Raw genomic sequence first — 12,690 nt, forward strand, 5'->3', positions numbered from 1 at the left:
GATTTTCCAGTTTTAAGCGGTTAAGAATTCGGGGGTAGGGTCATCACCAGAGAGGACGATGAACATGAAGAAGCGATTCACCGAAGAACAGATTATTCCTATCCTGAAGGAAGCTGAGGCCGGTTTACCCGTGAGGGATTGAGCCTCATCGCCCTTGACGAATCGAGGCTCAGCTCAGTTCGGTTGAAACCGCCAGCTAAGAATTTTGGGGAAGGGTCAGATCTGCGATACACCGCCATCTACGACCAACTCCGCGCCGACGACATAGCTGGACTCGTCGCTAGCTAGATAGAGCGCCGCTGCCGCAATGTCATCAGCTTCACCAATACGACCGATGGGCACCGTCTGTGCAGCCTGGTCCCGGAACGCCTGAAGTTCTTCTGGAGTGCGATGCTTACTGATGAGCGGGGTATCGATGAAACCCGGACTTATCGTATTGAAGCGGATCTTACGGTCCAGGAATTCGCGCGACCAGGTTCGAGCGAAGGATCGGACCGCAGCCTTCGCAGCAGAAAGTAGCGAGAGCCCGGGTCTACCTAGGTGGATGATGAAAGAGGTACTCAGGATGACAGAGGCTCCGTGACTCAAGATTGGAGCTACCGCCTGCATGGAAAAAAAGACACCTTTGACATCGATATCCATGATTTCGTCAAAGCACGACTCATCAGTCTTGTCGAGCGGGGTGCCATAGGCGATGCCCGCATTCGCAAAGAAGATATCGAGCTCGCCGAACGAATTCGCGACCGTCTCGCTGACGGTCTGCATGTCAGCGACAGACCGCGCATCGGCGCGCAGAATCAGCACCTCTTCGCCGAGTTCGGCACGTACCGCGTCAAAGCGACTCTCGTCGCGCCCTGTTACAGCAACACGTGCTCCCTCTTGGAGAAAGCGTTTTGCCGTGGCAAGCCCAATTCCGCTTGTTCCGCCGGTGATCAGGGCAGTTTTACCTTTCAATCTCATCTTTAGGCTCCTTCTTACGTTTTGCTTTATCTGACTGTCCGAAGCCGTTCTGCGACGATTGCTATGCGCCGCTCGGCCTCCGCAATCGCGCTTGAGAGGCGGCCGTTCACAGCCTCGAGGACAGGCTTAGGTGCGGTTTCGGGGGTTCCAGCCTCGAACGGCGGGTTGGGTGCGTATTCAACCAGAAGCTGGGCACGCTGGGCGGCCTCTTCCCCGCGCAAATCGGCAATCAAAGAGAGGGCGAAATCAATCCCGGTTACCACTCCGCCGCCGGTAATACGGTTGCCGTCGCGCACTATTCGGCCCGGGTCAGGGATCGCTCCGAATGTTGCAAGAAGTTCTCTAAAGGCCCAGTGGCAAGCGGCCCGGCGCTTGTCTAATAGTCCCGCTGCAGCCAGGATGAGTGAACCGGTACAGACCGAGGTGACATAGGTGGCACCTAAAGCCAGCCTCTGGAGCGCGGCGAGGAACTGCGGAGTCTCCAGTGCCGCGATGCAGCCAAGACCGCCGGGCACAAGAAGAACGTCACATGCCTCTATCCTATCCAGATCGCTAAGCCCGCCGAATGTAATACCGTCAGCAACGATCTCATTTGTGCCTAGCGCGGCGAGCTTAATATTCATGCCCTCCAACGCGTACAGGAGTTGGTAGGGGCCCGTGAAATCGAGCGGTGTTACGCCTTCGTAGAGAGGGATCACGACATTTGTCATAGCGGGTCTCCTTTTGCAAATAATCTTGACGAAACCAAGAGATGGCGTAAATGACATATATCCCTTAAAATAAGACACCATGCATAAGATCGGGTTTTTCGTTTACCCAGGCCATCAAATCCTGGATTTTGCCGGACCTTTTGGCGCGTTTGAGTCAGTCGCCAAGATTGTCGGCCGGCCGCTCTATGAACTGCAGGTTCTCTCACAATCTGGTGGTCTGGTAAGAGGCAGCGGCGGGGCCTTGATTGAAAGCGATGCCGCGAAGGATGCCATGCTGGATACACTCATCGTCGTAGGCGGAGATATCGCGCCGATGAGGGCGCCAGAGCAGGTCGCATCGGTACTCGAACTTGCCGGACAGACCCAGCGTGTCACCAGCGTCTGTACGGGGGCGTTCCTGCTTGCAGCCGCGGGACTTCTAGGAGGTCGCCGAGCGACGACTCATTGGCGGGTCGCGCATTTACTGCAGCGAGAGTATCCGTCCGTCAGGGTCGAGGCCGATCGTATTTTCATCGCCGATAGAGACGTCTGGACTTCCGCCGGATTAACGGCGGGTATCGATCTGGCCCTGGCGCTGATCGAGGCAGACCATGGGCTCGAAATAGCACGCGGAGTCGCACGCGAACTTGTTGTCTATCACAGGCGGTCCGGAGGACAATCTCAGTTCTCCCCGCTGTCACAGATGGAACCGGCAACAGATCGCATTCGCCTCGCGCTTACTTTCGCTCGAGATCATCTGCCCGAGCCTTTAAGTGCTGAACGTCTGGCTGAGGCTGCGCATCTAAGCACACGACAGTTCAGTCGGATATTTCGCCGGGAGACAGGCGAAACACCGGCACGGGCGGTTGAGCGTTTGCGTGTTGAAGCTGCGCGCTTGCGGCTGCAGGAAGAGACGGAACCAGTGGAGCAGATTGCACGCTCTGTCGGGTTTATCGACCCGGAGCGAATGCGTCGCGCTTTCGTTAAGCTTTATGGCGTTCCGCCACAGGCGATCCGCAGGGCTGCTCGGCAAAAGGAGGATTGATGCGGTGCCATGCAAGCGCCATTTTTCACAATCGGCTTGTTATCCCTCACTTTCAGAGAGATCTCTTGCGCATATTGTTCGGGTACGCGACTTCGGTGAAAGTCATGCTATCCATGCGGGCAACGACACTTATGCGTGCGAAGATGGACGTATCTGCACCGATTCGGAGACATATTCAAAGAATCCTTGGCCGGGGAAATTAGACAACAACCTTCCTTGGGCTCTTTTTCACGTTTCGCTCGCATGAGCACGTAAGCGTGCAATGTCGCGCGCCGGCGCTTCTCCAAAATAGCGAAGATACTCCCGGCCAAAATGTGACGAGCTCTGGTAACCTACTCGCAAAGCTGCCGTGGCAACATCGATTTCCTCGATTAACATCAGGCTACGTGCTTCCTGCAATCTGAGCCGCTTCTGGAACTGCAACGGTGTCATCGCCGTAACGGCGCGAAAATGCTCATGAAGGCTCGAAGCACTCATACCCACTTCAATAGCCAGTCGCTCAATGCTGAAACTATCTCGATAGTTCTTCCCAATCCAGCTGATCGCGCGACCGATCTTCGCCATCCGACCTTGGCTTGAAGTCACATGGTGCATTCTGGCACCGGCTGGACCGGTGAGCAGGTGATAAAGGATCTCCTGCTCCACAAGCGGCCCAAGCACTGGCAACGCAGCTGGCTTATCCAGCAAGCGCAGCAGGCGTAATGCCGCGTCGAGAAGATCTTCGCTGGCATCACACACGGTCTTGCCTATGGGCGGCAATGGTTCTTTCGGCAGCGATACTCGCGATGCCAGCCCGCCTAACATCACCGGGTCAAAATCAAGATACAGACACAGATAAGGCTGTTCAGGCGTCGCTTCGACCACTCGCCCTACCGCAGGCAAATCATTGGTGATCACACCGTAACGTCCGGGTACATAAAGGAACAGGTGATCGGCAACACTGACCTCCTTTTTACCCGTCACAACCAGGCAAAATTGCGGCCGGTATACATTCGGCATCGGCATCGTCACCGTGGAAGAGCGAACCAATGTTAAGCGTTCAATGGGCGTCGCATGAAAGCCATCCCCTGAAATGTTTTCAGCGACTATTGCAGCAATTTCTCTCAGTTTTCCCATAACTACCACACTCTCAATCGCATAAATACACAGCAGCGCAAACTTGCAGATCTGGAGGATCAAGCGCAAACCTCGGAGCCTGAGACTAACGTTTCTCAGCCATTCCAACTCATAGTGTTGGCGATGCCACGATTAGCTAACTGATTAAAAACTATGGAGCAAACATGTCCATCGAAAGACTCAATATTCCGCAGGTTGCGTTGGGTACCTGGGCCTGGGGGGACTGCAATGAAACTGACGATGCTTATTTCGGTAGCCATTTCATTCTGGATGACCTCCAGGCGATCGCGGATAACGCGCATTCAAAAGGCTTTTGCCTCTGGGATACCGCCACGGTATACGGCATGGGCCGCTCAGAGGAGCGACTCCGGGATGTTCTTAAGCGCTTTTCTCGGCGCGACTACCAGCTTTCCACCAAGTTCACCCCTCAGGTCGCCGGAGCCGGCGCAAACCCAGTAGCGGACGCATTAGAGCAGAGCCTCGAACGTCTGGGTACAAACTACATTGACCTCTACTGGATTCACAATCCTGCTGACGTGGCTCTCTGGACACCTCAACTGATCCCCCTGCTCAAAAGTGGCAAGGTGAAACATGTGGGCGTTTCGAACCATAACCTGCACGAAATCAAACTCGCCGATGCGATTTTGAGCGAATCAGGATTCCGGGTCGACGCCGTTCAGAACCACTTTAGCCTCGTCTACCGCCAGTCGCTCGACGCGGGCATTCTGGACTATTGCCAAAACCACAATATCCCATTTTTCGCCTACATGGTGCTCGAACAGGGAGCACTCAGCGGCAAATATAGCCCGGAAAGACCACTACCGGAGGGCACCAACCGGGCCCAAGCTTACAATCCCCTGCTTGCGGAGCTGAAAGCGTTGACAGACAAACTCGCCGTTATTGGCCAACAGTTGGGGGTAGAAGGACCTGATGTGGCCATCGCATGGGCGATGGCCAAGGGCGCGACACCAATCATTGGCGTAACGAGTTCGAGCCATATTGATGGCCTAGCCCGGGCCAACCGCATACGGCTATCCCCAGACCACATCAAGGAGCTTGAAGGTCTTGCGGACAAAGCGAACGTCAACACTCGCGGGTGGTGGGAAAAAGAGATGACAATTTGACGCAAGCAGAGAAACAGGATGGCGGCTGAACCGCCTTTAACCGAGCCTAGTCGCTGGCAAATCGCTCGAACGAATTTGCCAGCACCTCAAAGATATTTGGTGTGCGCTCGAGACGAGCAATCGTCCGAGCACCTTCCAGTGCGGCGACCAACGCTGCTGCGACGGAGGATGCTCTTTCAGGCGTAAAGTCGCATCCTCTGAAATGCGCTGCAATAACCTCCGTTGAATCGGCAAAGCCACGCGCAACCTGCTCGGTCAATTCAGCGTTAATCGAGGGCAGTTCATTTGCCAGGTTTTGCATCAGGCATCCATATAGAAAATCCGAGGCCACCATTTCTGCTGCGAATGTTCGGCAAATCTGATGAATAAAATTCAGGGCATCACCCTGCGCACTCTTTGAGATCTCTCGTAATACGGCGATTCGACTCACCACGTAATGGCTGATGGCCTCCTCAGCAAGCTGGGCCTTACCGCGTGGAAAATGAAAATAAAACGATCCTTTGGGTGCACCGCTTTCCTTAAGGATTTGAGCCAACCCAGTCGCGGTGTAGCCCTGGATGCGAAATAGTCTCACAGCGGTGTCAATGGCACGGTCACGGGCGTCAGTCTTACGGTTCATGTCGGTACACTATCACATCCCATTTGACGTCTCTAGGGCGATCACCATACTATGGCGATCACCATACTATGGCGATCAGTCTGATTTATCGACTTCATCAAGCCATTGTTGGGACACACTGCCCTAAACGATGGGTGAACCAAGCTACGCCACAGTTTCATATTGACCGGCCTATGCAATTAGCAAGGGAGGAAATGATTTGACTTCATCAACATACGGCGCTGCAACGCTTCCCAAGGGCATTCGCTCGCGCATGATCTATGGGGTCAACGGCCTCGACATTCACATTCTTGAGGCCGGCTATGAAGAGTCCGGCAGGCCACTCATAGTTCTGCTTCATGGCTTTCCAGACCTAGCTTATGGATGGCGACATGTGCTCCCTATCCTGGCAGCCAGTGGATATCATGTTGTAGCACCAGACCAACGCGGATATGGACGCACAAGCGGCTGGCCAAATAGCTATGACACGTCTTTAGCGCCGTTCAGGTTATTGAATATGGCGACTGATATCATCGAGCTGGTTGCGACGCTCGGGTACCGACATACGGCGATGCTTGTCGGGCACGATATCGGCTCGCCAGTAGCCGCCTATTGTGCCCTCATACGACCGGATCTCTTTGCATCGCTCGTCCTCATGAGCGCGCCATTCCCCGGCCCACCGGCTCCAGCATCTAACAGCGAAAATAAGGTGTCTGCGGCTCAGCCGACTAAAGCGCATAAGACGCTGTCAGAGGCTCTTGCAGCACTGCATCCCCCCAAACAGCACTACCAGCAATATCTCAGCTCGCGCGCAGCAAACATGGACATGTGGCACCCTCCACAAGGTTTACAGGCATTTCTTCGTGCATTTTTTCATGTTAAAAGCGGCGACTGGTCGGGCAACAATCCGCACCCATTGACGGGACAAACGGCTGAGGAGCTGGCTAACTTGCCCGCGTACTATGTGATGGATCTCGGCAAGGCGATGTCTGAAACCGTTGCGCCATTTCATCCTTCCGCCGCTGTAGTTCAGTCTTGTGAATGGCTCACGGAATCGGAACTCGGCGTGTACGTTGAGGAGTTCAGTCGAACCGGCTTTCAGGGTGCTCTGCAAATTTATCGCGTTTTGGCTGATCCCGACCTCAACGCCGAACTGAGCCATTTTTCAGGCAAGACGATTGATTTGCCATCGCTCTTTATTGGTGCGGAGCACGACTGGGGGACTTATGCGGCACCCGGGGCCCTCGAGCTTATGAAAACAAAAGCAACAACACAGATGAAAAACGTCGCGATGATCGACGGTGCAGGCCATTGGATTCAGCAAGAACAGCCCCATCAGCTCGGCCAACTCTTGCTGTCTTTCCTAAAAGAAAATCGCACAGCACCACTCGCGCTCGGAACTCCAGAAAATGGCTCAACAGTGTGATGAAATGAAGCGTCCTGCTAATGGCGTTAGTGAGAAGAAACATATACCGAAGGCGATTCCGGCGGTGGCAGCTCGAAGGAAGAACGCATCCAAGCAACTTCTGTGAGTGGGGTGCGTCCAAAAAGTCGTTTGAATTCTCGATTGAACTGAGACGGGCTTTCGTAACCAACTTCCACTGCCGCTGCGGCGGCAGTCTTCCCGTTCCGAAACATCAACAATCTCGCCTGATGAAGTCTCACGGCCTTCAAATACTGCATTGGTGATGTCTGGGTTACCTGCTTGAAGTGCATATGAAACGTTGGCACGCTCATCCTCGCTTCGAGCGCTAACTGCCAAACATTCAGCGCGCTCCCATAGTCTGTATGAATACGCCGAATGGCACGTGAAATGCGGCCGAAATGACTCTGCATATCGAGCGCAGCACGAAGTGTTCCGCCTTGGGGTCCGGTCAACACGCGGAAATAAATCTCGCGCACCATTGCTGGCCCAAGAATGCGGCTGTCATCGGGCGAAGCCATAATGTCGAGTAAGCGCTCGACGCTTGCACTCATGGCGGGGTCCATCTCTGATGCCACCATCCCAATGGGCGCCGCAGACGCCGCTATGTCCCGCTCCTCCAGTTCGAGTAGCAAGTCGGTGGCCTTCGGCACATCAAGGTGAAAATAGATGGCCAGCAGTGGATGCTCGAGACTGGCCTCAGTCTCCATCGTAAATGGGATGGGAATCGACACCGCCAGGTAGTGCTGAGCGTCATAGACATAGGTTCTGTTGCCCCAGTATCCCCTTTTCCGGCCCTGACAGACAATGACGATGCCTGGGTCATATAGCACGGGGGTGCGGATCAACGAGCGGTTCGAGCGCAGGAATCTTACGTCGGGCAGCGCGGTCAAGTTGTAACCCTCTCGCGGCGCCATCTTGTCGAGCAGGGCCACCATTTTTCGCTCACGCTGGCCCGGGCCATTAAGTTTGGCGTTCATGGAACTTTGTCTCTTAGACTTTTGTGCCCTCATTTTGCGTCCTTTTGCCGAACAAACAATATCTACTCATAGGAATAGGCAATATAAACAGACGATCTCGCGTTCGACGCCGGCGCGATACGCTCTAGGATGGCAGCCTCCCCAAGGGGGCTAATCGACCATTTGAAGAGAGTAAAGTCATGAACCAAACCAAGACGATCCTCATTACCGGTGTCAGCAGCGGGTTTGGCCGGGCATTGGCTAACGCGGCGTTGGATGAAGGGCATAACGTCATCGGCACCGTACGGCAGGCAAGCGCGGTACAAGCGTTCGAAGCCCATGAATCCGGCAACGCCCATGCTCGTCAACTGGACCTGACTGACACGCCGGCCATCGCGAACGTTGTCGAAGACATTGAAGCAACGTTCGGGCCCGTTGATGTGCTGGTTAATAACGCCGGTTACGGCCACGAGGGGATCTTGGAAGAATCGCCAACCGATGAAATGCGTCGACAGTTCGAAGTGAATGTCTTCGGCGCCGTGGAGATGATCCAAGCGCTGCTCCCCTTTTTCCGAAAGCGCCGTGCCGGGCACATTCTAAATATCACTTCTATGGGTGGTTTCATCACGATGCCGGGCATCGCCTACTACTGTGGCAGCAAATTCGCATTGGAAGGTATATCCGACACGCTAAGCAAAGAGTTAGCGCCTTTCAATATCCATGTCACGGCCGTGGCGCCGGGGTCGTTCCGGACAGATTGGGCGGGACGATCCATGCGCCGCTCTCCCCGTAAGATTTCCGATTACGATGCGCTGTTCGAACCCGTCCGCCAGGCTCGAATGGAGAAAAGTGGCAAACAACTCGGAAATCCAGACAAAGCCGCAAAAGCCATGTTGGAGATCATCCAATGCGATACGCCGCCCTCTCACCTGCTGCTCGGCAGTGACGCGCTAGCACTCGTGCGGAATCGGCTATCGAACATGGAACAGGAAATTGCGGCCTGGGAATCTTTGACCGTTTCAACCGATGGTTGATTCATCGCCACTCAGGGTTACTGTTTGAGCTCCGCAAGTGATTCCAAAGACCACAAGTCAGGCTTTGCCTTGTCCCCGCGGGTACATAAAACATAAGGCAGAGCCTGGCCCCTGAGTCTTCCGTGTGCAGCGGCAAATTCTTATCTGGTGTCGATATCAGACAGAACCCAGTCATAAAGACATGCATGCCCTGATTCGTCACACCGTCATCATTTTTGCAAAAGGATCACTTGATCATTTGAAATACAAAAGGTGCCGATAGTGAAAGGTAAAAAATGTCCGGGAAAAGGTTATCGCTCATCCAGCGATACCGTCATGATCGCGGCAACGCAGATATTCATAAAGAGCAAATTGGCCAAAATGCAGTTGATTGATGATAGATCGACCGTGGGTAAAAGCTTCTGTCTAAACCAAACCTTGATTCTTCGCAACCTGCTGCAAACACTCCACGAACGCTAATACCGGACCTTGCAAAATGTCTCCGTGGAGTATTCCGATGCGACGTTGCAATCCATACTGGTCCAGAGGCACTAGACGAACACCCTCTGCTAGGGGGCGGTGACTTTTCGTAAACGGCAAGATGGCAGCACCGTGCCCACCTTTGACTAGAGCCCAAATGGCATCAATGTCATCGATCTCTATGGACTCGTTTGGAGTAATCCCGTGACTGTTGAGAAAGCGCTCAACGACCCTGCCACCATAGGAGGTTCGATCGTACCTAACGAACCGACACTGCTGCAGCACTTCGCGCCAATCGTCGCCGCACACGCCAGGCGGTATAGCCAAAACAAAGTTTTCCCGAAGTAACTCGATCCAGCCTAAATGCTTAGGAACCCCAAAGGACGGCTCCACGACAATTGCCAGGTCCAAGTCTCCTGCGTCCAGTGCGTCAAAAAGCTGCAGCGACAGGCCAGGTCTGATGTGTAGTCGGCGCTCGGGATAATCCTGGCGAAAGAAGTTCAACGCCTCTGTCAAAAGCGTTGATTGTACGGACGCGATGGCACCAATTCGCAAAGGGGCTGCGGTTTGATGCTCGTCTGGGGCGGCGAGGCTGTCGAACATTTCAACCAATACCTTCGCGCGTTCAAGAAGTCGCCGTCCATCGGCATTCAATGTAACCGATCGCCCGATGCGATCGAAAATCGCTATACCGAAATGTTCCTCCAGACGTTTGATCTGGCCGCTGACAGCCGTCTGGCTCAAACCAATTCGCTCGCCTGCCGCGGTGAATGTGCCATAGCGCGCTATCGCGATGAGAGTTCTGAGTTCGGAGATCATTGCATATCACAAAATCTGCTTAGATTGATGAGAATATACGCTTTTAGATTACTTATTTTCATGAGTTATATTGCCCGAAACTCACCAGACAGAGCAAAAATGCAATGACGACAACACAAATTTCCCCATTTCATATCGCTATTCCCGTCCGGGATTTGGACTCCGCAAGAAAATTCTATGGCGATCTTTTGGGTTGTCCCGAAGGACGCAGTACAGATCAATGGATCGATTTCAACTTTTACGGCCATCAGGTTGTAACCCATCTCGCTCCCGATGAAGCTTGCAAAGACACCTCGAATGAGGTCGAGGGACATGCAGTCCCCGTCCGCCATTTTGGTGCTGTACTAAAGATGGAGGAATGGGAGCAACTAGCCGACCGGCTGCAGGCTGCGGGTACTAATTTCATTATTGCGCCCGACATTCGCTTCAAGGGCGAGCCCGGGGAACAGGCCACCATGTTTTTCCGAGACCCCAGCGGGAATGCCGTAGAAATGAAGGCCTTCGCCGATATATCGGCGCTATTTGCGAAATAAGGAGGCTTCTGTGAAAAGGATCACGATTGCCATTGCAGGCATCGGTGGCGTGGGGAGGAAAGTGGCTGAGCTGCTTTTTATGCGACAGGGACGTTATGCACGGGACTACGGAGTCAATTTGTGCCTGGTCGCAGCCTGCGGGTCTCGTACAGGAAAAGCTTGCGCAGACGGGCTCGCCGCTGACGATCTTGACCAACTGATTCCAGGCCTCTGTGGTCCAGACTTCTTACTTGGCGAAAACCCCGACATTTTGATCGAGGCCGGCCCAACCGACATTCGCACAGGACAGCCAGGGCTGGATTACATCCAACGTGCACTCAAACAGGGTGTCCATACCATCGTCATCTCAAAGGGTGCGCTCGTGGTGAGCGGCAACGAGATTCGAGAAAGCGCTGCTTACTCAGGAGCAATTCTGAAGGTTTCAGGTGCTACTGCCGCAGCCCTGCCAGCCATCGATTTACTCGAATACAGTCTGATGGGGTGTGAAATACATAGCATCGAAGGCATCCTGAACGCGACAACGAATTATTTGCTGAGCGCCATGTCGGAGCGAAGCTTAAGCCTCGATGAAGCCCTGCAAGAAGCACAACAGCTAGGTATGGCGGAGAGTGATCCGCGTAAGGATATCGAGGGATGGGATACCGCTGCCAAATTGCTGATCCTCGCCAACTTCGGCCTTGGTGCCAGCCTGTCGCTGGACGACTTTGTCGTTGAAGGAATCCAGCATATCACTGTCCAAACCATCACCGAGCTGCGGGCAGGGGGCAAGGTACCAAAGCTGATCGGCCGCGTGACACAGAAGGGTGGCGTTTTCCGGGCCAGTGTCGGTATCGAACCCATCCCAGCCGACGATGTATTCGCACTTGTAACCGGACACGACAAGGCCCTGCGTGTCCGTACCGACAAGATGGGAGAAATCATTTCCATAGCCCGCAGCTCCGAGCCCACAGCCACTGCCGCGGCTGCACTGAAGGATTTGGAACTCATCCTAAGGGAAATCTCATGACAAGTGACAAAAATAAGACTGTACTTGCCCTACGCCATGTAGCATTCGAGGACTTGGGGACACTTGCTGATCCACTGGAACAAGCCGGTTATCACATTGAATATGTCGACGTGGCGGTTACCACCCTCGATGCTACCGCCCTGCTAGCGGCCGACCTTGTGGTAATCCTCGGCGGACCTATCGGTGTCGGCGATGCCGCAAGCTATCCGCTTATTTCTACCGAGATCGAGTTGATACGGAGACGCCTACGGGAAGACCGTCCCACGTTGGGAATTTGCCTGGGAGCTCAAGTCATCGCCGCCGCCCTTGGCGCAAACGTCTACCCAGGCCCAACAAAGGAGATCGGCTGGGCATCACTGGCGGTCTGCGAAGGCATACTGCGAAAACTGGAAGATCAACCCGTCCTGCACTGGCACGGCGACACGTTCGATCTACCCGAAGGATGTACGAATCTGGCTTCGACAAACCTCTGTCACAATCAGGCCTTCGCCCGAGGAAATACCGTTCTCGCGCTGCAATTTCACATTGAAGTGAAATCTCGATCGTTCGAACATTGGTTAATGGGACTAACCCACGAGATAGTTCAGGAGGGGTTGGACATACGACGCTTACGGGCCGATGCCCAGCGATATGCCACGATGCTTGAGGCTAAAACAAGGCGCATTATGGCTGACTGGTTGATGGCGTTGGATTAGTGAGTTGAGTGCAGGTCAAGTTGGATACCGTGAAAAGGGCGAGGCGACTATCTGACCCATGGCGTATCTTCATCGAATCAAATGGAAAGAAAGGTCTGCTCTAGTCTGAGTCCCGCCTAGAAGGCGTTTATGTTGTCAGATTATTTGCTAAAGCTGACATTGCAAAGCCTATCGATACCCGTCTGCTTGCAGCCTATTATCTGTCATTGGTAAGTAGGCCCAACGCATGC

Annotated in this window: 13 protein-coding genes; 7 read left to right on the plus strand and 6 right to left on the minus strand. The window is 54.0% G+C overall.

Annotation, left to right across the window (positions count from 1 at the left end):
• Nucleotides 1-216 precede the first annotated feature (216 nt).
• Both CLR77_RS18235 and CLR77_RS18240 read right to left on the minus strand, forming a co-directional pair.
• On the minus strand, nt 217-960 hold the full coding sequence (locus tag CLR77_RS18235; RefSeq protein WP_097462132.1) for an SDR family oxidoreductase: 744 nt from the start codon (nt 958-960) through the stop codon (nt 217-219).
• Between the two features lie 26 nt (nt 961-986).
• The gene (locus CLR77_RS18240) at nt 987-1,670 is read right to left on the minus strand and encodes a DJ-1/PfpI family protein (RefSeq protein ID WP_097462133.1); all 684 of its coding nucleotides are present in this window, start codon (nt 1,668-1,670) and stop codon (nt 987-989) included.
• A gap of 79 nt (nt 1,671-1,749) precedes the next feature.
• Between CLR77_RS18240 and CLR77_RS18245 the strand changes: the two genes are divergently transcribed.
• Entirely contained in the window at nt 1,750-2,694 is a 945-nt protein-coding gene (locus CLR77_RS18245; RefSeq protein ID WP_097462134.1) for a GlxA family transcriptional regulator, read from the plus strand.
• 228 nt (nt 2,695-2,922) lie between these two features.
• Here CLR77_RS18245 and CLR77_RS18255 read toward each other — a convergent pair whose 3' ends face one another.
• Nucleotides 2,923-3,873 carry an AraC family transcriptional regulator gene (locus CLR77_RS18255; RefSeq protein ID WP_198962820.1) on the minus strand — a complete coding sequence of 317 codons (951 nt, stop codon included), beginning with the start codon at nt 3,871-3,873 and terminating at the stop codon, nt 2,923-2,925.
• A 101-nt stretch (nt 3,874-3,974) separates the two neighbouring features.
• Here CLR77_RS18255 and CLR77_RS18260 point away from each other — a divergent pair, with 101 nt between their 5' ends.
• Entirely contained in the window at nt 3,975-4,934 is a 960-nt protein-coding gene (locus CLR77_RS18260) for an aldo/keto reductase (RefSeq protein ID WP_097462136.1), read from the plus strand.
• A 46-nt stretch (nt 4,935-4,980) separates the two neighbouring features.
• Here CLR77_RS18260 and CLR77_RS18265 read toward each other — a convergent pair whose 3' ends face one another.
• Complete coding sequence (locus tag CLR77_RS18265) at nt 4,981-5,553, minus strand: TetR/AcrR family transcriptional regulator (protein WP_097462137.1); 573 nt, start codon at nt 5,551-5,553, stop codon at nt 4,981-4,983.
• Between the two features lie 199 nt (nt 5,554-5,752).
• Here CLR77_RS18265 and CLR77_RS18270 point away from each other — a divergent pair, with 199 nt between their 5' ends.
• A complete protein-coding gene (locus CLR77_RS18270; RefSeq protein WP_198962821.1) occupies nt 5,753-6,958 on the plus strand; it encodes an alpha/beta fold hydrolase in 1,206 nt (401 codons plus the stop codon).
• 26 nt (nt 6,959-6,984) lie between these two features.
• Here CLR77_RS18270 and CLR77_RS18275 read toward each other — a convergent pair whose 3' ends face one another.
• Nucleotides 6,985-7,935 (minus strand): AraC family transcriptional regulator, encoded by a 951-nt coding sequence (locus CLR77_RS18275; RefSeq protein ID WP_198962822.1) that lies wholly within the window; start codon nt 7,933-7,935, stop codon nt 6,985-6,987.
• Nucleotides 7,936-8,114: 179 nt separating this feature from the next.
• Between CLR77_RS18275 and CLR77_RS18280 the strand changes: the two genes are divergently transcribed.
• Nucleotides 8,115-8,948 carry an oxidoreductase gene (locus CLR77_RS18280; protein WP_097462139.1) on the plus strand — a complete coding sequence of 278 codons (834 nt, stop codon included), beginning with the start codon at nt 8,115-8,117 and terminating at the stop codon, nt 8,946-8,948.
• A gap of 405 nt (nt 8,949-9,353) precedes the next feature.
• Here the strand turns inward: CLR77_RS18280 and CLR77_RS18285 are convergent, their stop codons facing one another.
• Nucleotides 9,354-10,226: a LysR family transcriptional regulator gene (locus tag CLR77_RS18285; protein WP_097462140.1), complete on the minus strand. Its 873-nt coding sequence runs from the start codon at nt 10,224-10,226 to the stop codon at nt 9,354-9,356.
• A gap of 104 nt (nt 10,227-10,330) precedes the next feature.
• On the opposite strand from CLR77_RS18285, the gene CLR77_RS18290 reads away from it, so the two are divergent.
• The 3 genes from CLR77_RS18290 to CLR77_RS18300 are packed head-to-tail and all read left to right on the plus strand — an operon-like array spanning nt 10,331 to nt 12,460.
• The gene (locus tag CLR77_RS18290; protein ID WP_097462141.1) at nt 10,331-10,759 is read left to right on the plus strand and encodes a VOC family protein; all 429 of its coding nucleotides are present in this window, start codon (nt 10,331-10,333) and stop codon (nt 10,757-10,759) included.
• A gap of 10 nt (nt 10,760-10,769) precedes the next feature.
• Nucleotides 10,770-11,765, plus strand: coding sequence for a homoserine dehydrogenase (locus tag CLR77_RS18295; protein ID WP_097462142.1), 996 nt, complete (start codon nt 10,770-10,772; stop codon nt 11,763-11,765).
• Nucleotides 11,762-12,460, plus strand: a complete 699-nt coding sequence (locus CLR77_RS18300; protein WP_097462143.1) for a glutamine amidotransferase — start codon at nt 11,762-11,764, stop codon at nt 12,458-12,460. Before CLR77_RS18295 ends, CLR77_RS18300 begins: the two co-directional genes overlap by 4 nt.
• The last annotated feature ends 230 nt before the right edge of the window (nt 12,461-12,690 follow it).

Source organism: Mangrovitalea sediminis, from assembly GCF_002514725.1.
GTDB classification, from domain to species: domain Bacteria; phylum Pseudomonadota; class Gammaproteobacteria; order Pseudomonadales; family Oleiphilaceae; genus Mangrovitalea; species Mangrovitalea sediminis.

Excerpts from the sequence above, each read along its gene's own strand:
- CLR77_RS18235 (WP_097462132.1), bottom strand. The coding sequence starts at position 960 with ATGAGATTGAAAGGTAAAACTGCCCTGATCACCGGCGGAACAAGCGGA.
- CLR77_RS18240 (WP_097462133.1), bottom strand. The coding sequence starts at position 1,670 with ATGACAAATGTCGTGATCCCTCTCTACGAAGGCGTAACACCGCTCGAT.
- CLR77_RS18245 (WP_097462134.1), top strand. The coding sequence starts at position 1,750 with ATGCATAAGATCGGGTTTTTCGTTTACCCAGGCCATCAAATCCTGGAT.
- CLR77_RS18260 (WP_097462136.1), top strand. The coding sequence starts at position 3,975 with ATGTCCATCGAAAGACTCAATATTCCGCAGGTTGCGTTGGGTACCTGG.
- CLR77_RS18265 (WP_097462137.1), bottom strand. The coding sequence starts at position 5,553 with ATGAACCGTAAGACTGACGCCCGTGACCGTGCCATTGACACCGCTGTG.
- CLR77_RS18275 (WP_198962822.1), bottom strand. The coding sequence starts at position 7,935 with ATGAACGCCAAACTTAATGGCCCGGGCCAGCGTGAGCGAAAAATGGTG.
- CLR77_RS18280 (WP_097462139.1), top strand. The coding sequence starts at position 8,115 with ATGAACCAAACCAAGACGATCCTCATTACCGGTGTCAGCAGCGGGTTT.
- CLR77_RS18285 (WP_097462140.1), bottom strand. The coding sequence starts at position 10,226 with ATGATCTCCGAACTCAGAACTCTCATCGCGATAGCGCGCTATGGCACA.
- CLR77_RS18290 (WP_097462141.1), top strand. The coding sequence starts at position 10,331 with ATGACGACAACACAAATTTCCCCATTTCATATCGCTATTCCCGTCCGG.
- CLR77_RS18300 (WP_097462143.1), top strand. The coding sequence starts at position 11,762 with ATGACAAGTGACAAAAATAAGACTGTACTTGCCCTACGCCATGTAGCA.